The sequence below is a fragment of the Bradyrhizobium barranii subsp. apii genome (genome assembly GCF_011516635.5).
GTDB lineage: Bacteria > Pseudomonadota > Alphaproteobacteria > Rhizobiales > Xanthobacteraceae > Bradyrhizobium > Bradyrhizobium barranii.
Map to the genome: position 1 here is coordinate 3,101,933 of NZ_CP096255.1, position 16,847 is coordinate 3,118,779.

The following is a 16,847-nucleotide window of genomic DNA, read 5'->3' on the forward strand; positions in this document are numbered from 1 at the left end:
GTGACTTTCGCAAGCGTGAGGGAGACCGGAAGGAACTCGGCTCCCGGGAGAGCACGGCATAAGCCGTCCAACCACTGCGCAGGGAAGGCCGAGTGATTGGCACCACCTGTATGCTGCTGTGCGGTTTCCTTGCGCTACCTTTCGCGCAGCGGACCGCGGGTGCGAGGTCAGCACCCGGCCTTCCCTGCGCCCTCTTGGCTTCGAGGGTGGAACGTCAAAGCAAAGCTCGGGCGAGATGTGCCGCGAGAGCGCGAAGGCGCGTCTGCAGCACTCGCTGTCATCGCCCGGCTTGACCGGGCGACCCAGCATTCCAGAGGCGGGTGTGGTTGAGCGCTGCGCTTCGACTATGCCGTGCCGATCATGAAGGGCCAGTATGACATCGTCCAGGAGTTCAGATGCGGCGGCGGCACGTCGTTCTAACCACCCAGGAGCCGCCGGCAGGCGTCGACGAAGACCTGCGCGCCCGTGACGATGTCGGCGTCGGCGGTGTTCTCGGTCCAGTGGTGGCTGATGCCGCCGATCGACGGCACGAACAGCATGCCTGCGGGCATGACGGTCGCAAGCAACTGCGCGTCGTGGCCGGCGCCGCTGGGCATGCGGACGGACCGTCCACCGGCCAGGGTTTTGCTCGCGGCCTCGATTGCGTCCTGAATGCCGGGATTCATCATGGCGGGAGCACCGGTCCGCAGCTTCTCCACGGTGACGGCGCAAGGGCCCTTCGCGCTGGCCTCGTCAGCCATGGTCCGCAGCAATTGCTCCAGCCGCGAGATCACAGCCGGATCGTCGTCGCGGATCTGGAACAGCAATTCGGCTTAGCCAGGGATGATGCTCGGCGCGCCGGGATCGAGCGTGATGCGGCCGCTGGTCCAGACCGTGCGTGGGCCGCAGGCGCCTGGGAACCGCTCGTCGATCGCCACGCAGAATTTGGCCAGCGCGAGGCCGGCATCCTTCCGCGCCGCCATGCGGGTGGTGCCGGCATGGTTCTGCTCGCCGACGAAATTGATCTGGTATTGCCAGATGCCGACGATGGAGGTCACCACGCCGATCGCGAGCTTGCCGCTTTCGAGTGTGTCGCCCTGCTCGATATGCGCCTCCAGATATCCGACGTGGCGTCCAGGCTCGGCAGCGACGCGTGCGCGGCCCGAGAGCCCCATGTCGGCGAGTGCGTCGCGCATGGTGCGGCCGCTGGTGCGGTCGCGGGCGGCATCGATGTCGGCCTCGGTCACCTGTCCGACATAGGAGCGCGAGCCGAGGAAGTGCCCAAAGTGTCCTTCCTCGTCGCACCACGCTGCGACTTCGACCGCGCCTTTCACGGACGGATCGGCATTGAGCACGCGGGCCGCTTCGAGCGCATAGACCACGCCGAGCGGGCCATCCAGCCAGCCGGCGTAGTTCTGGCTTTCCAGATGCGATCCCGCCAGCAGCTTCGGCCCCGGCTTCGTGCTGGTGCCGAACACATTGCCGATGCCGTCGATCGCGGCGGTAAGGCCGGCGTCGGGCAGCTTCTGCACCAGCCAGTCGAGCGACTGCTTGTGCGGCTCGGAGAAGGTCGGCTTGTGCACGCCGGTCTTGTAGGCGCCGATGGCACGGAGCGCATTGAGATCGGCGAGAACGCGTTGCCCATCGGCACGCGGCTTGGTGTCAGGCATGTTCGGCAACCTTCAGCGCCTCGGTGCGGATCTCCTCGACCAGCCGTTCCTTCAACTGGACGAATTCGGGCGTGGTCTTGATCTTGTAGGAGCGCGGATGCGGCAGGTCCACATTGATCTCGGCCTTGATGCGGCCGGGGCGCGCGCTCATCACGATGACGCGGCTGCCGAGGAAGATGGCTTCCTCGATGTCGTGGGTGACGAACAGCACGGTCTTCTGGTCGCGCTCCCAGATTCCGAGCAGCATTTCCTGCATCAAGGCGCGGGTCTGGTTGTCGAGCGCGCCGAAGGGCTCGTCGAGCAGCAGGATCTTTGGATCGTTGGCGAGCGCGCGGGCGATCGCGGTGCGCTGCTGCATGCCGCCGGAGAGCTGCTTCGGCCAGTGGTTCTCGAAGCCGGACAACCCGACCTGGCGGATGAAGGCATCGGCGATCTTGTTGCGCTCCGCCTCGGGCACGCCGCGCTCGCGCAGGCCGAAGGCGATGTTCTCGCGCACGCTCAACCAGGGAAACAGTGTGTAGGACTGGAACACCATGCCGCGATCGGCTCCGGGGCCGGTCACCTCGCGCCCGTCGAGCGTGACGCGCCCGCTGGTCGGCCGGTCGAGACCGGCGACGATGCGAAGCAGCGTGGACTTGCCGCAGCCGGAGGGGCCGAGGATGGTGACGAAATCGTTGTTGCCGATGGTGAGGTCGGTCGGCTCCAGCGCCCTGGTCGGTGCGTTGCCGTGGCGCGCGGGGAAGGTTCGCGAGACCTGTTCGATCTTCAGCGTGGTCATGCGAGCCTCCACGGAAACAGCCAGGCGTTGAACGCCTTGAACATGAAGTCCGAGAGGAGACCGATCAGTCCGATCACGATGATGCCGAAGATGATCTGGCCGGTGTTGAGCAGCGCCTGGCTGTCGGTGATCATGTGGCCGATGCCCGATGACGAGCCAATCAGCTCGGCGACGATGACATAGGTCCAGGCCCAGCCCAGCACCAGCCGCAGAATCTCCGCGATCTCGGGTGCGGAGGAGGGCAGCAGCACCCGGCGGATGACGCCGCGGTCGCTGGCCCCGAGCGTATAGGCCGCCTCGACCAGATCGCGCCGCGTGGTGCCCACGGTTACGGCGATCATCAGGGTGATCTGGAACACCGCGCCGATGAAGATGACGAGCAGCTTCTGCAATTCGCCGATGCCGGCCCACAGGATCAGCAGCGGGATAAAGGCCGAGGCAGGCAAATAGCGAGCAAAGGAGACGAACGGTTCGAGGAACGCTTCGACCGGCTTGTAGGCACCCATCAGCACGCCGAGCGGAACCGCGATGATCGCAGCGAGCGCGAAGCCGCCGACGACGCGCCAGATCGTCATGCCGATGTCGAACAGGAAGCCTGCTTGGCGAGCAGGTCATAGCCTTCCTGCATCATGGTCAGCGGGTTGGCGAGAAAGGTCTTCGACACATGGCCGCCGAGCGTTGCCCACGACCAGAGGGCGACGAACAGCACGAAGAACGCGAGGCCGTAAGCCACGCGCTGCTTCGATGTCACGGGATCCAGGGGACGCATCAACGATCTATCCGGGCGGTGAACGAGTTTTCCGGCCCCGCCGCGAGACGGGGCCGGCAGCTCCTGAAGGGTTTACTTGATGTAGCTCGCGTCGAAGAGGTCCTCGACCTTCGGCGCGGCCTTGATGATGCCGATCTCGAGCAGGAGGTCGGCGGCCTCCTTGTTGAAGGTCAGGAAATCGCCGGCAAAGAACTTCTGGTTCGCGGCCTTGTCCTGCCAGCGCAGATATTTTGCCGAGTTGCCGAACGCCTCGCCGGTCTGCTTCACATCGGCACCCATGATCTCATAGGCCTTGGCCTGATCCTTGGCGATCATGTCGAGCGCCTCGAAATAGCTGTCGGCGAGCGCCTTGGCAGCCTTCGGGTTCTCGGTGAGGAACTTCGGCGTGCAGCCAAAGGTGTCCATGACCATCGGATAGTCGAGCGTGGTCGCGATGATCTTGCCCTTGTCGGGCGCGGCGCGAACCGTCGACAGATACGGCTCGTAGGTCATCGCGGCATCGTTCTGGCCGGAGACAAAGGCCTGCGCGGCGGCCGCGGGTTCTAGGTTCACGACGGTGACGTCCTTCACCGAGAGCCCGTTCTTCTTCAGCATCCAGGCCAGCGCGAAATAGGGCGAGGTGCCGGGCGCGGAGGCCGCGACGGTCTTGCCCTTGAGGTCCTTGATCGATGCGAGATCGTTGCGCACGGCCATGCCGTCGGCACCGTAGCTCTTGTCGAGCTGGAAGATCTGCTTGGTCGCAACGCCATTGGCGTTCCACGAGATCCAGGTCTCGACGGTCGTGGCCGCGCACTGGACGTCGCCGGAGGCGATCGCGAGGTGGCGGTCCTTCTGCGGGATCTTCTTGATCGTCACGTCAAGACCGTTCTTCTTGAAGATACCGGCCTCCTTCGCCAGCGTCAGCGGCGCGAAGCCGGTCCATCCGGAGATGCCAATGCCGACCTTGACGTCGTCGGCGAGTACCGGAGTGGAGGCCGCGAGGGCAATGATTGTCGCAAAAATTGTCGAACTACGCATGATTGTCGTCCTCTTGCCGATCGATGGATTGACGTCCCTGTTAATCATTCGGTCCTGATGGACCGTTGCCCGAAGCGTTGCACGATTTGTGCCGACATCGTTCTCTCAGCCTCCCTTGAATCGGGCGACAAGGCGGTGAGAGTCACCGGGATAGAGCAGGCGCACCGCGGTGATGGTGCGCGCGCTGCGCCAGGTATAGCGATCGATCACGAGGCAAGGCGCGCCGACGGCGATGTCGAGCGCTTCCGCCGTGCGATCGTCCGCAACGATGGCGCTGATCGTATGCTCGGCTTCCGTCCATGGGACATGATGAAGCAGCCACGAGCCGGGCGGTTCGCGCGAGAAATCTGCGGTCGCTGCATCCGGTACGGAGGACAGATCGATCAGTCGGTCCTCGACGGCAAACGGCACCTTGTCGGCGCTGTGCCGGCAGGTGATCGCAACGACCTTGCCGGCCTTCGTGACACCAAGACGCTCGCGGTCGGCGGCGGTCGCCGCACGCAGCTTGCGCGCGATCAGCTCGTAGCCGTAGCCGCGGCCAAGCGCGGTGATCTCGGCGCGAATATCTGCGATTTTCAGCACCGCCGACTGATGCTGCGGCCGGCGTACGAAGGAGCCGGCGCGCCGCCGCCGTTCGATCAGATCTGCTTGCGCGAGCTCCGACAGCGCCTTGTTCACCGTCATGCGCGAGCAGCCGTAACGCGCGACCAATTCGTGCTCGAACGGGATGCGATGCCCGGGCGGCCACTCGCCGGTCAGGATGCGCTTCTCGATATCGGCGCGGATGCGCTTGTAGAGCGTCGGCTGGTCGGCGGCATCGGTGGCCAGGCTCATGCGACGAGCCTCCGCACCGCTGCGTTGAAGCGCTCGCGCGCGGTCTGTCGCAGTCTGTGTCGTCCGCCTTCGACGACCTTGTGGCCGCCGGCCCAGACGCAATCGATCGCGCCGGTCCCTCCGGCAAAGATCCAACCGTCGATGGCGGCGTCGCGCAAACGTCCCGCGAGCGACGGATGTGTCGTGTCGAGCGTGACGATGTCGGCGCGTGCGCCGGGCCCGAGGCCAACCGTCGCCTGTGCCAGCGCGCGCGCACCGCCGGCGAGCGTATGATCGAACAGCGTACGTCCCGTCGAGCGGCCTGCACCACCGGAGAGCACGTTGCGCTCGCGATGCTTCAGACGCTGGCCATATTCGAGCTGACGCAGCTCGTCGGCTGCGCCGACCAGCACGTTGGAGTCGGTGCCCACACCGAACGCGCCGCCGGCATCGACGAACTCGCGCGCCGGAAAAATGCCGTCGCCGAGACTGGCCTCGGTGATGGGGCAGAGACCGGCCACCGCACCGGTCTTCGCGAACGCGGTGACTTCCGCATCCGTCGTATGGGTCGCGTGGATCAGGCACCAGCGTTGATCGAGCGGCGCGTGCTCCAGCAGCCATTGCACCGGCCGTCGTCCCGACCAGGCGAGGCAATCCTCGACTTCCTTCACCTGTTCGGCGGCATGGATATGCACCGGCCCGCCATCCGCGAGCGGAATGATCGCCGCGAGTTCGTCCGGCGTCACCGCGCGCAGGCTGTGCGGTGCGATGCCGATATTGGCGCCCGGCAATCTGCTGATCGCCTTGCGTGACGCTGCCATCAGCGCGGCGAACTGATCGACCGAGCAGATGAAGCGGCGTTGTCCGGCATGCGGTGCGGCGCCACCGAAGGAGCCGTGCGCATAAAAACTCGGCAGCAGCGTCAGCGCAATGCCGGAAGCTTCGGCGGCCTGTGCAATGCGGGCAGCCATCTCCGCGAGGTCGGCATAAGGAGAGCCGTCACGATTGTGGTGGAGGTAGTGGAATTCGCCGACGCGGGTAAAGCCCTGTTCGAGCATCTCGACATACAGCAGCGTCGCAACGGCGGCGACGTCGTGCGGCGTCATCGCCAGCGCAAAACGATACATCGTGTCGCGCCAGGTCCAGAACGTATCGGTGCTATCGCCGCGCAGTTCGGCCAGCCCCGCCATGCCGCGCTGGAATGCGTGGCTGTGCAGGCTCGCCAACCCCGGAAGCGCAATTCCATGACGCTCGTCGCCGGCGGCCGGCGCCACGCCCGGCGTCACCTCGGCGATCGCGCCGGCGGTGATCACCATCTGCACGTCATTGGCCCAGCCGGAAGGCAGGAGCGCGGAGGCGAAATGCAGTCGGGTCATGATTACACGCCGGCTGGACAGAACCGCCCCACGATTATATGTCTAGACATATAAGTCAAGCATCCCACGAAGGGACCATTGCATGGCAGAGCGCTTCGACCGGATCTGGCACGACGCCCGGCTCGCCACGATGCGGGCCGACCGTCCCGATCTCGGCGAGATCGAGCATGGCGTGATCGCCACGCGCGGCGGCCATATCGTCTATGCGGGCGCGGCGGCGGATTTTCCTGGTGATGCGGATGCGATCAAGCGGATCGATTGCGAGGGGCGCTGGATCACGCCCGGCCTCGTCGATTGCCATACCCATCTCGTCTATGGCGGCAACCGCGCGCATGAATTCGAGCTGCGCCTGAAGGGCGCAAGCTACGAGGAAATCGCGCGCGCCGGTGGCGGCATTGTCGCGACAGTCGCCGCGACGCGCAAGGCGAGCGAGGCCGAGCTCGTTGCCAGCGCGCTGCCGCGGCTCGATGCGCTGATCGGCGAGGGCGTCACCACCATCGAGATCAAGTCCGGTTACGGCCTCGATGTCGAGACCGAGATGCGGCAGCTCTCAGCGGCGCGCATCCTCGGCCGTCAGCGGCCGGTTGCGATCCGCACCTCCTTTCTCGGGGCGCATGCGCTGCCTGTGGAGGCCGGCGGTGACAAGGATCGCTACATCGATCTCGTGTGTCATGAGATGCTGCCGGCCGTTGCAAAGGCCGGTCTTGCCGATGCCGTCGATGCCTTCATGGAAGGTATCGCGTTCTCGGCCGAGCAGGCCGCGCGGGTGTTCGAGACGGCGAGGGGCCTTGGGCTGCCGGTCAAGCTCCATGCCGACCAGCTGTCGAACCTCGGCGGCGCTGCGCTTGCCGCAAAATTCTCGGCGCTCTCCGCCGATCATCTCGAGCACACCGACGAGGCCGGCGCTGCCGCGATGGCGAAGGCCGGAACAGTCGCCGTGCTGCTGCCCGGCGCCTTCTATTTCATTCGCGAGACGCAAAAGCCTCCGGTCGAGGCGTTCCGCAGGCACGGCGTCCACATGGCGCTCGCGACCGACTGCAATCCCGGCAGCTCGCCGCTGACATCGCTCCTGCTCACGATGAACATGGGCGCGACGCTGTTCCGGATGACGGTGGCCGAATGCCTCGCTGGTGTCACCCGTGAAGGCGCGCGTGCGCTCGGCGTGCTCAATGAGACCGGCACGCTGGAAGCAGGGAAGTGGTGCGATCTCGCGATCTGGGACATCGAGCGGCCCGCCGAGCTCGTCTACCGCATCGGCTTCAATCCGCTGCATCGCCGGGTGTGGAGGCGACAGTGACGGAACAGGGCGCAGCGATCGTCGTCAAGCCGGGAACGGTCAGCCTCGACGATCTCGCGCGCGTGCTCAAGGGACAATCCGTCGTACTCGACCCGTCATTCTGGCCGCGCGTCGAGGCGGCGGCGGAGATCGTCGCAAAGGCAGCACACGCCGCCGCGCCGGTCTACGGCATCAATACCGGTTTTGGAAAACTGGCCTCGAAGCGCATTCCGCCCGACCAGACCGCGCTGCTCCAGCGCAATCTCATCGTCTCGCATTGCTGCGGCGTCGGCCCGGCCACGCCGGAGCCGATCGTACGGTTGATGATGGCGCTGAAGATCGTCTCGCTCGGCCGCGGTGCCTCCGGCGTGCGTCGCGAGGTGATCGAGCAGTTGCAGGCCATGCTGGCGCAGGACGTCTATCCGCTGGTGCCGCAGCAAGGCTCGGTCGGCGCCTCCGGCGATCTTGCGCCGCTCGCACACATGACGGCGGTGATGATCGGCGAGGGGCAGGCGATCGTCGATGGCAAGACTGTCTCCGGCCGTGAGGCACTCGCCGTCGCCGGTCTCGCGCCGCTGACGCTGGGTCCCAAGGAGGGACTCGCGCTGATCAACGGCACGCAGTTCTCGACCGCCTACGCTATCTCCGGCGTGCTGCGCGCGTTTCGCCTGGCTCGCGCCGCGCTTGTCACCGGCGCGCTGTCAGTCGATGCCGCAATGGCCTCGACGGCGCCGTTCCGCCCCGAGATTCAGGCGTTGCGCGGTCACGCCGGACAGATCGCTGCCGCCGCGACGTTGACCGCGTTGCTCGACGGCAGCGATATCAGGTTGTCGCATCTCGAGGGTGACGAGCGCGTGCAGGATCCCTATTGCCTGCGGTGCCAGCCGCAGGTCGCGGGCGCTGCGCTCGACCTGATCACGCAGGCCGCGCGCACGCTGATCGTCGAAGCCAATGCCGTCACCGACAATCCGCTCGTCCTGGTCGAGACCGGCGAGATCGTCTCCGGCGGCAATTTCCACGCCGAGCCGGTCGCCTTTGCCGCCGATACGATCGCGCTGGGGCTGTCGGAAATCGGTGCGATCAGCGAGCGGCGTATCGCGACGCTGGTCGATCCCGCGCTCAATTTCGGTCTGCCGCCGTTCCTGACGCCGGACCCCGGCATCAATTCCGGCTTCATGATCGCCGAGGTCACGGCTGCCGCACTCTACGCCGAGAACAAGCAGCGTGCGGCTGCCTGCTCGATCGACTCGACACCGACCAGCGCCAACCAGGAAGACCATGTTTCGATGGCCGCGCACGCCGCGCGTCGCCTCTCCGATATGGCCGACAATCTCGCCGCCATCCTCGGCATCGAGCTCCTGGTCGCCGCACAAGGCATCACGCTGCGCGCGCCGCATGCGACCAGCGCCCCACTCGTTGCCGTCATCGCTGCGCTTCGCGAGCATGTGCCCGCGCTCGGCGCCGACCGCTACATGGCCGGCGATCTCGCCAAGGCGGCTGCGCTGATCGAAGCCGATGTGCTACCGGCCGTGGCGATCGCGGCGCTTCCAACCGATCCGTTCCCGAGACTTGACTAAAGAGGTGCTCCGCATGAACCGCCGACTGGACAATGACCGCACCATCCGCGCCCCCCGCGGCAGCGACATCAGCGCCAAGAGCTGGCTGACGGAAGCGCCGCTGCGCATGCTGATGAACAATCTCGATCCTGATGTCGCGGAGCGTCCGAGCGAGCTCGTCGTCTATGGCGGCATTGGCCGCGCCGCGCGCGACTGGGAGAGCTTTGACCGCATCACGGCGGCCTTGCGCAAGCTCGAGAATGACGAGACGCTGCTGGTCCAGTCCGGCAAGCCGGTCGGCGTCTTCCGTACCCATGCCGATGCCCCGCGCGTCCTGATTGCGAACTCCAACATCGTGCCGCATTGGGCGACGCTCGATCATTTCAACGAGCTCGATCGCAAGGGCCTGATGATGTACGGCCAGATGACCGCAGGCTCCTGGATCTATATCGGCAGCCAGGGCATCGTGCAGGGCACCTACGAGACCTTCGTCGAGGTCGGCCGGCGCCACTATGGCGGCAGCCTCGCGGGAAGATGGATTCTCACCGCCGGCCTCGGCGGCATGGGCGGCGCGCAACCGCTGGCCGCGACCATGGCGGGCGCCTCGATGCTCGCGGTCGAATGCCAGCCGAGCCGCATCGAGATGCGATTGCGCACCGGCTATCTCGATCGGCAGGCCGCGACGCTCGACGAGGCGCTGGCGATCATGGAAGAGGCGGCGAGGACCAGGAAGGCAATATCGGTCGGTTTGCTCGGCAATGCCGCGGAGATTTTCCCCGAGCTGGTGCGCCGCGGCGTCAAGCCCGACATCGTCACCGACCAGACCAGCGCGCATGATCCGATCAACGGCTACTTGCCAAAGGGCTGGACGCTCGCCGATTGGGAAACCAAGCGCGCTTCCGATCCGAAAGCCGTCGAGCGTGCGTCGAAGACGTCGATGGTCGAGCACGTCCAGGCCATGCTGGATTTCCATGCGCAGGGCATTCCGACGCTCGACTACGGCAACAACATCCGCCAGATGGCGCAGGACATGGGCCTGAAGAACGCCTTCGATTTCCCGGGCTTCGTGCCCGCCTATATCCGCCCTCTGTTCTGCCGCGGCGTCGGGCCGTTCCGCTGGGCTGCGCTGTCGGGCGATCCCGAGGACATCTTCAAGACCGATGCGAAGGTCAAGGAGCTGATGCCTGACGACAAGCATCTGCACAACTGGCTCGACATGGCCAAGGAACGCATCAAGTTCCAGGGCCTCCCGGCGCGGATCTGTTGGGTCGGCCTCGGCGACCGAGATCGCCTGGGCCTAGCCTTCAACGAGATGGTGGCGCGCGGCGAATTGAAGGCGCCGATCGTGATCGGCCGCGATCATCTCGACAGCGGCTCGGTGGCGAGTCCCAACCGCGAGACCGAGGCGATGAAGGACGGATCGGACGCTGTGTCCGACTGGCCGCTGCTCAACGCACTGCTCAATTGCGCCAGCGGCGCGACCTGGGTCTCGCTGCACCATGGCGGCGGCGTCGGCATCGGCTACTCGCAGCATGCCGGCATGGTGATCGTCGCCGACGGTACGCCGGAAGCGGCCAAGCGGATCGAGCGCGTGCTCTGGAACGATCCCGCCAGCGGTGTGATGCGCCATGCAGACGCGGGCTATGAGACCGCGATTGACTGCGCCCGCGACAAGGGGCTCGATCTGCCGAGCCTGGCGAAGTAGTTACGCTTCAGTCGCGCGCCAAAAGCTTCGGCATCGTCATCTTCGCGCCGTCCATGAAGGTCTGGACGGCGTCGCGGATGATCGCGTCGAGATCGGGCGGGATCGGCGTCTCGTAGATGAACTTGCGGATGGCGAGATAGAAGATGCGGCCGTGCAGGCCCCAGAACAGCTCGGTCTCGCGTTCGCTGAGCGGATGGGACTTCGCGTCGGGCAGCTTCAGATCGTGGCGCAGCTCGGCCGCCGCGGGCTCGATGATCTCGCGGCGGACAATGTCGAGATAGCGGCCGGTGATGCCGAACGACTTCATGCCGGAGAAGACGAAGATCCGCACCCAATTGTACTCGAAGACGCGTTCGACATAGTCGAGATAGAAGCGCGTCAGCCGCGCCTCGAGCGGCAAGGTTCGGTCGCGGATCATCGGCCCCCAGTCGGGCGACCAGCGGCTGAGATAGACCTCCTGGTAGACCCGCTCGATCAGCGCCTCCTTGCTCGGGAAGTGGCGATAGATCGCCGAATGCGTGATGCCCATGCGTTTGGCGAGTTCGCGGGTCTGGCCCTCGAAGCCATGCTCGGCGAAGAAGCGGATCGCCTCGTCCACGATCGCGCGCTCGCGGTCGGCCGCACGCATGTTGCGGCGCTTTGGCGCGGACTTGCTGCCTGTGTCCGTCCGCTTCCGGACCGGTCGCTTCGCTGGTTTCTGCGCTTTTCGGGCCATTTCGTCGCTGCTTAGCAATCTCCGGCTGCCTTCTTAGCCCAAAGGTGCATTTGTGACCAAATGGTCATTTCCTGTTGACCGCCTGCCGGCGGCGTGTCAGGATTTTGAGACCAGATGGTTACAAATCTGGCATCCCGGCTGATGAGCCGACGGATCTCGAGGAAACGGCGGTGAAGGCGAGGGCTTTCAGCTATTTTCGTGCTGCGACGATCGACCAGGCGCTGGATGCTCATGCCCGCGCTGGCGATGACGCGCGCTTCATTGCCGGGGGCCAGAGCCTCGTGCCGGCGTTATCGCTGCGGCTACAAGCGCCGCGGCTGCTGATCGACATCACCCATATTGGCGAGTTGCGCGGCGTCCGGCGCGAAGGCGGTTACTTGCGCATCGGCGCGCTGACGCGCCATTGCGAGATGCTGAGTGAGCCGCTGATCGCCGAATTCGCGCCGCTGCTGCATGCTGCTGCGCCTTTTGTCGCCCATCCCGCGATCCGCAACCGCGGCACCATTGGCGGCAGCGTCGCGCTCGCCGATCCTGCCTCCGAATTCCCGGCGATGACCCTGGCGCTCGATGCCGAGATCGAAATCGCCGGCCCTTCCGGCAGCCGGCGTGTGAAAGCCGACGACTTCTTCGTCGAGCTGTTCGAGACCGCATTGCAGCCCGGTGAGCTGATCACCGCGATCTATGTTCCGCTGTTCAAAGCTGATCAGCGTTTTGCGTTCGACGAGCTGGCGCGCCGGCGCGGGGACTATGCTCTGGTCGGGTGCGGCATGCTTGCGACTTTCACAGCCGAACGCATCGACGACATCCGCGTTTCCTTCTTCTCGGTCGGCAATACACCGACGCGGGTGAAGGGCGCTGAGGCAACCCTGATCGGCTCGAACCTGGATCCTGAGCGTATCGCCGCCGCACAAGCTGCGCTCGAAGGCGATCTCGCCCCGCCGGACAGCGACGAGGTGCCGCCGGCGATGCGGCGGCATCTCGCCCGCGTGCTGCTCGGCCGCCTGCTCGGACGTCTGGGTGAGGGCGCATGAGCGGTTTTGACGAAACCCTTTTGGACGACCCCGACGAGACCGTGCGGGTCCGCTTCGTCGTCAATGGCCGCAAGGTCACCTGCGAGGTGGCGCCGCGCGAGACGCTGGTCGATTGCCTGCGCAACGCGCTCGAACTGACCGGCACGCATGCGGGCTGCGAGATGGGGGCCTGCGGCGCCTGCCTGGTGCAGCTCGACGGCCGCGCTGTGCACTCCTGCCTGATCTTTGCAGTGCAGGCCGATGGCGCCAAGATCAATACCATCGAAGGTCTTACCGAGAGCGGCGTGATCGCCGATCTCCAGGCCGAATTCCATCGCCGAAACGCGCTGCAATGCGGCTTCTGCACGCCGGGCATGCTGGTCAATGCCCATGAACTGCTCTCGCAGGTGGCGCGGCCGAGCCGCGACGAAATCCGCGACGCGCTGTCGGGCAATTACTGCCGCTGCACCGGCTATGAGGCGATCGTCGACGCCATCGACGCGGTGGCCAAAGCGCGCAATGAAGATGGAGGCGCGACATGAGCGCGCCGCTGACCTCGCTCGACCGCCCGAATTCCTATATCGGCCGCTCGGTGCCGCGCCCGAACGCCAAGCGGCTGCTCGCCGGCCGCGGTCGCTATGTCAGCGACCTCCGCCTGCCGCGCATGCTCCATGCCGCGTTCCTGCGCAGTCCGCATGCGCACGCGAAGATCGTCGCCATCAATACCGAGCAAGCGGGCGCGCTCGAAGGGGTGCATCTCGTTGCCACCGGCGAGGACCTCGCAAAGATCTGCACGCCCTGGACCGGCACGCTCGACCACTTCAAGGGCATGACGTCGGCTCCGCAATTGCCACTGCCGCTCGACCGCGTGGTCTGGGCCGGGCAGGCTGTGGTTGCCGTCGTCGCCGAGAGCCGGGCGATCGCGGAAGATGCGCTGGAGCTGATCGAGATCGACTACGAGGATCTTCCCGTCGTGGTCGATATCGACAGCGCGCGAGAGGCCGGTGGACCTCTGATCAATCCGGGCACCGCAAATAACACCTGCTTCCGCAGCCAGCTCGACAACGGCACGGTCGATGACGCATTTGCACATGCCGCGCACGTGGTGGAAGAAGAGTTCTCCTTCGGCCGCCACACCGCGGTGACGCTGGAGCCGCGCGCCATCGTTGCGGACTACGATCCCGCCGCCGGCGCGCTCACCGTGCATCACGCGACGCAGACGCCCTACCAGTTTCAGGATCTCTATTCGCGCCACTACGGCATCCCCGAGGCCCGCGTCCGCGTGATCGCGACCGACATCGGCGGCTCCTTCGGGATGAAGCTGCATGTCTATCACGAGGACATGGCGGTGGTCGGCCTGTCGATCCTGCTCGGCCGTCCCGTCAAATACGTCGCCGACCGCATCGAGTCGTTCGTCTCCGACATCCACGCCCGCGATCATCGCGTCCGCGCTCGCATGGCGCTCGATGCCAAGGGCGAGATTCTGGCGATGGACGTGCTGGACCTGACCGCGATCGGGGCGTTCTCGACCTATCCGCGCACCAGCGTGGTCGAGGGCAACCAGGTGATCCGCCTGATCGGCGCGCCCTATCGTTTCAAGAACTATCGCGCCACGCTGGAGGTGATCTTCCAGAACAAGGTGCAGACCAGCCAGTATCGCGCCGTCGGCCATCCCATCGCCTGCGCCGTCACCGAGCGGTTGGTTGACATGGCGGCGGTCAAGGTTGGCCTCGATCCCTTCGCCATCCGCGCGCAGAACGTTATCGCTGACGATGCCTATCCGCAGACCTCGCCGACCGGCTATCGCTTCGAGGCGCTGTCGCATCAGGCCTGCCTGAAGCGCCTGCACGAGATGATGGGTTATGAGGCGTTGCGCGCCGAGCAGGCCGATTTGCGCAAGCGCGGCATCTATCGCGGCATCGGCATTGCGGCCTTCGTCGAGATCACCAATCCCAGCCCGGCCTTCTACGGCGTCGGCGGCGCGCGCATCTCGTCGCAGGACGGCGCGATCCTCAGCCTGACGCCGTCGGGCGAGGTCCGCTGCCTGATCTCGGTCACCGAGCAGGGGCAGGGTACCGAGGCGATCATCAGCCAGATCGTGGCCGATCAGCTCGGCCTTGCGCAGGAACACGTCAAGGTCATCACGGGAGATACCGAGGTGACGCCGCATGGCGGCGCCACCTGGGCCTGCCGTGGCGCCGGCATCGGCGGCGAGACCGCGCTGCAGGCCACGCGCGTGCTCAAGCGCAATATTCTGGAGATTGCCGCGCTCATTCTTCAGGAGCAGCCCTCGGCACTCGACATCATCGATGGCGAGGTCGTCGACGCCGTGACCCGGAACCAGCGGTTGCCTATCTCCGAGATCGCGCGGATCGCCTATTTCCGCTCCGACACCTTGCCGCCGGGTACGCAGGCGCAGCTCACCGTCAGCCATCATTTCGCGCCGCAGGGCTATCCGTTCGCCTTCACCAACGGCATCCAGGGCTGTTCGCTGGAGGTCGATGTCGAGACCGGCTTCATCAAGGTGCTGAAGCACTTCATCGTCGAGGATTGCGGCCGCGTCATCAATCCGATGCTGGTGGACGAGCAGCTTCGCGGCGGCATCGTGCAGGGGCTGGGTGCCGCGCTGTTCGAGGAATGCCGCTACAGCGAGACTGGTCAGCTCATGAACGGCTCGCTCGCCGACTACCTCGTTCCGATGCCGATGGAGATGCCCGACATCGTCATAGGCCACGTCGAGACGCCGACCGCCGACACCGTGCTCGGAGCCAAGGGGGTTGGCGAGGCCGGCACGGCGGCGGCCTCCGCCTGCGTGCTCAACGCCGTCAACGACGCGCTCACGCCGTTCGGCGCGACGATCAATTCGATCCCGATCACGCCCATAAAAGTCCTGAAAGCCCTGAAACGCTTCTAAAAAAAGTTAGTTGGAGGAAATCATGCCCAAATCCGGTTCGACCTCGACAATGTCCCGCCGCACTGCGCTCGCTGGCCTCTCCGCCGGCGCCGCCCTGCTCGCCATGCCGCGGCTCGGCCACGCCGCGGACGAGACGATTCGCATTGGCTTCCCGACGCCGCTGACCGGCCCGTTCGCCGCTGAGGCGCGCGATCAGGTCAAATGCGCCGAGCTTGCCGTCAAGCTCGTCAACGACAAGGGCGGCATCGGCGGCCGCAAGGTCGAGCTCCTGGTGCGTGACGACAAGCTCAATGCCGGTGAGGCCGCGACCCGGACGCTGGAGCTGATCGAGAAGGACAAGGTCCACGCCGTGGTGGGCGCGCTTTCCAGCGCGGTGCAGCTCGCCGTCAACGAGGTCACCCGCGCCCGCGGCGTGATCTACGTGTCGATCAGCCAGTCCGACACGATCAACGAGGCCAAGGATTTCAGCAAGTACACCTTCCACGAAGCGCTGAACCCGCACATGACGACCGCCGCCGTGGCGCGGCAGACCCTGAAGAAGGGCATGAAGGTCGCCTATCTCGTGGCCGACTATGCCTATGGCCATGAGATGCTGCGCGGCTTCAAGCGCGCGCAGGCAGCGATCGGCGCGGACAATGTCGGCGAGATCCTGCATCCATTCGGAGCGGCCGACTATTCCACCTTCATGCCGCGCCTGATGTCGATGCGGCCGGACGTGCTCTGCATCTCCAATTTCGGCCGGGACCAGGCCAACGCGATCAAGCAGGCGGTGGATTTCGGTGTCAAGCAGCAGATGAAGATCGTCGTACCCGTCATCCTGCACAACCAGCGCATCGCTGTCGGCCCCGACGTGTTTGAGGGCGTGGTCGGCGGGGCCAACTATTATTGGGGCCTGGAGTCGCAGAGCAAATCGGCGGCCGCTTTCAACGCGGCGTTCAAAGCTGCCAATGGCGGTGCGATCCCGACCGATTACGGCGCCTACGGCTATTCCGGCGTCGGTTCGCTGCTGGCAGCCATGCAGGTCGCCGGAGGCACCGACATCGACAAGATCATCGATGCCCTCGAGAAGTTGCAATACCACCTGACCAAGGGCCCGCAGCACTACCGCAAATGCGACCACCAGTCGGTGCAGTCGGTGCTGGTGCTGGAGTCCAAGAAGAAGTCCGCGATGGCGAACGACAACGATTTGTTCGCCATTCTCGCCAACGACACCGGCTCCGACGATATGCTGCGCAGCTGCAGCGAGCTCGGCCACGCGACCTAAGCCAT

The 16,847-nt window shown here is 65.6% G+C and carries 12 protein-coding genes and 2 pseudogenes; 7 read left to right on the forward strand and 7 right to left on the reverse strand.

Annotated features, from left to right (window positions below; genetic code table 11):
• Positions 1-416 precede the first annotated feature (416 nt).
• The 6 genes and pseudogenes from HAP41_RS14730 to HAP41_RS14755 form a co-directional block, all read right to left on the reverse strand.
• Positions 417-1,649: pseudogene (locus HAP41_RS14730) on the reverse strand (hydantoinase/carbamoylase family amidase).
• A complete protein-coding gene (locus HAP41_RS14735; RefSeq protein ID WP_063981932.1) occupies positions 1,642-2,427 on the reverse strand; it encodes an ABC transporter ATP-binding protein in 786 nt (261 codons plus the stop codon). Before HAP41_RS14735 ends, HAP41_RS14730 begins: the two are co-directional and overlap by 8 nt.
• Positions 2,424-3,196: pseudogene (locus HAP41_RS14740) on the reverse strand (ABC transporter permease). Before HAP41_RS14740 ends, HAP41_RS14735 begins: the two are co-directional and overlap by 4 nt.
• Before the next feature lie 72 nt (positions 3,197-3,268).
• The gene (locus tag HAP41_RS14745; protein WP_166100596.1) at positions 3,269-4,213 is read right to left on the reverse strand and encodes an ABC transporter substrate-binding protein; all 945 of its coding nucleotides are present in this window, start codon (positions 4,211-4,213) and stop codon (positions 3,269-3,271) included.
• A gap of 105 nt (positions 4,214-4,318) precedes the next feature.
• Positions 4,319-5,047, reverse strand: a complete 729-nt coding sequence (gene hutC / locus HAP41_RS14750) for a histidine utilization transcriptional repressor HutC (RefSeq protein WP_166100594.1) — start codon at positions 5,045-5,047, stop codon at positions 4,319-4,321.
• Positions 5,044-6,402: a formimidoylglutamate deiminase gene (locus HAP41_RS14755; RefSeq protein WP_166100591.1), complete on the reverse strand. Its 1,359-nt coding sequence runs from the start codon at positions 6,400-6,402 to the stop codon at positions 5,044-5,046. Before HAP41_RS14755 ends, hutC begins: the two co-directional genes overlap by 4 nt.
• Positions 6,403-6,484: 82 nt before the next feature.
• Between HAP41_RS14755 and hutI the strand changes: the two genes are divergently transcribed.
• Genes hutI through hutU form a run of 3 tightly spaced genes read left to right on the forward strand, consistent with a single transcriptional unit; the run spans position 6,485 to position 10,939 of the window.
• On the forward strand, positions 6,485-7,699 hold the full coding sequence (hutI, locus tag HAP41_RS14760; RefSeq protein WP_166100589.1) for an imidazolonepropionase: 1,215 nt from the start codon (positions 6,485-6,487) through the stop codon (positions 7,697-7,699).
• Positions 7,696-9,255: a histidine ammonia-lyase gene (gene hutH, locus HAP41_RS14765; RefSeq protein ID WP_166100586.1), complete on the forward strand. Its 1,560-nt coding sequence runs from the start codon at positions 7,696-7,698 to the stop codon at positions 9,253-9,255. Before hutI ends, hutH begins: the two co-directional genes overlap by 4 nt.
• Positions 9,256-9,268: 13 nt before the next feature.
• Positions 9,269-10,939 carry a urocanate hydratase gene (gene hutU / locus HAP41_RS14770; protein WP_166100584.1) on the forward strand — a complete coding sequence of 557 codons (1,671 nt, stop codon included), beginning with the start codon at positions 9,269-9,271 and terminating at the stop codon, positions 10,937-10,939.
• A gap of 7 nt (positions 10,940-10,946) precedes the next feature.
• On the opposite strand, the gene HAP41_RS14775 is transcribed toward hutU, so the two are convergent.
• Positions 10,947-11,567: a TetR/AcrR family transcriptional regulator gene (locus HAP41_RS14775; RefSeq protein WP_166100582.1), complete on the reverse strand. Its 621-nt coding sequence runs from the start codon at positions 11,565-11,567 to the stop codon at positions 10,947-10,949.
• 257 nt (positions 11,568-11,824) lie between these two features.
• Between HAP41_RS14775 and HAP41_RS14780 the strand changes: the two genes are divergently transcribed.
• Genes HAP41_RS14780 through HAP41_RS14795 form a run of 4 tightly spaced genes read left to right on the forward strand, consistent with a single transcriptional unit; the run spans position 11,825 to position 16,842 of the window.
• The gene (locus HAP41_RS14780; protein WP_166100580.1) at positions 11,825-12,685 is read left to right on the forward strand and encodes an FAD binding domain-containing protein; all 861 of its coding nucleotides are present in this window, start codon (positions 11,825-11,827) and stop codon (positions 12,683-12,685) included.
• A complete protein-coding gene (locus tag HAP41_RS14785) occupies positions 12,682-13,206 on the forward strand; it encodes a (2Fe-2S)-binding protein (protein ID WP_166100578.1) in 525 nt (174 codons plus the stop codon). Before HAP41_RS14780 ends, HAP41_RS14785 begins: the two co-directional genes overlap by 4 nt.
• The gene (locus HAP41_RS14790; RefSeq protein ID WP_166100576.1) at positions 13,203-15,578 is read left to right on the forward strand and encodes a xanthine dehydrogenase family protein molybdopterin-binding subunit; all 2,376 of its coding nucleotides are present in this window, start codon (positions 13,203-13,205) and stop codon (positions 15,576-15,578) included. Before HAP41_RS14785 ends, HAP41_RS14790 begins: the two co-directional genes overlap by 4 nt.
• 22 nt (positions 15,579-15,600) lie before the next feature.
• Complete coding sequence (locus HAP41_RS14795; RefSeq protein WP_166100573.1) at positions 15,601-16,842, forward strand: ABC transporter substrate-binding protein; 1,242 nt, start codon at positions 15,601-15,603, stop codon at positions 16,840-16,842.
• Positions 16,843-16,847: the final 5 nt, after the last annotated feature.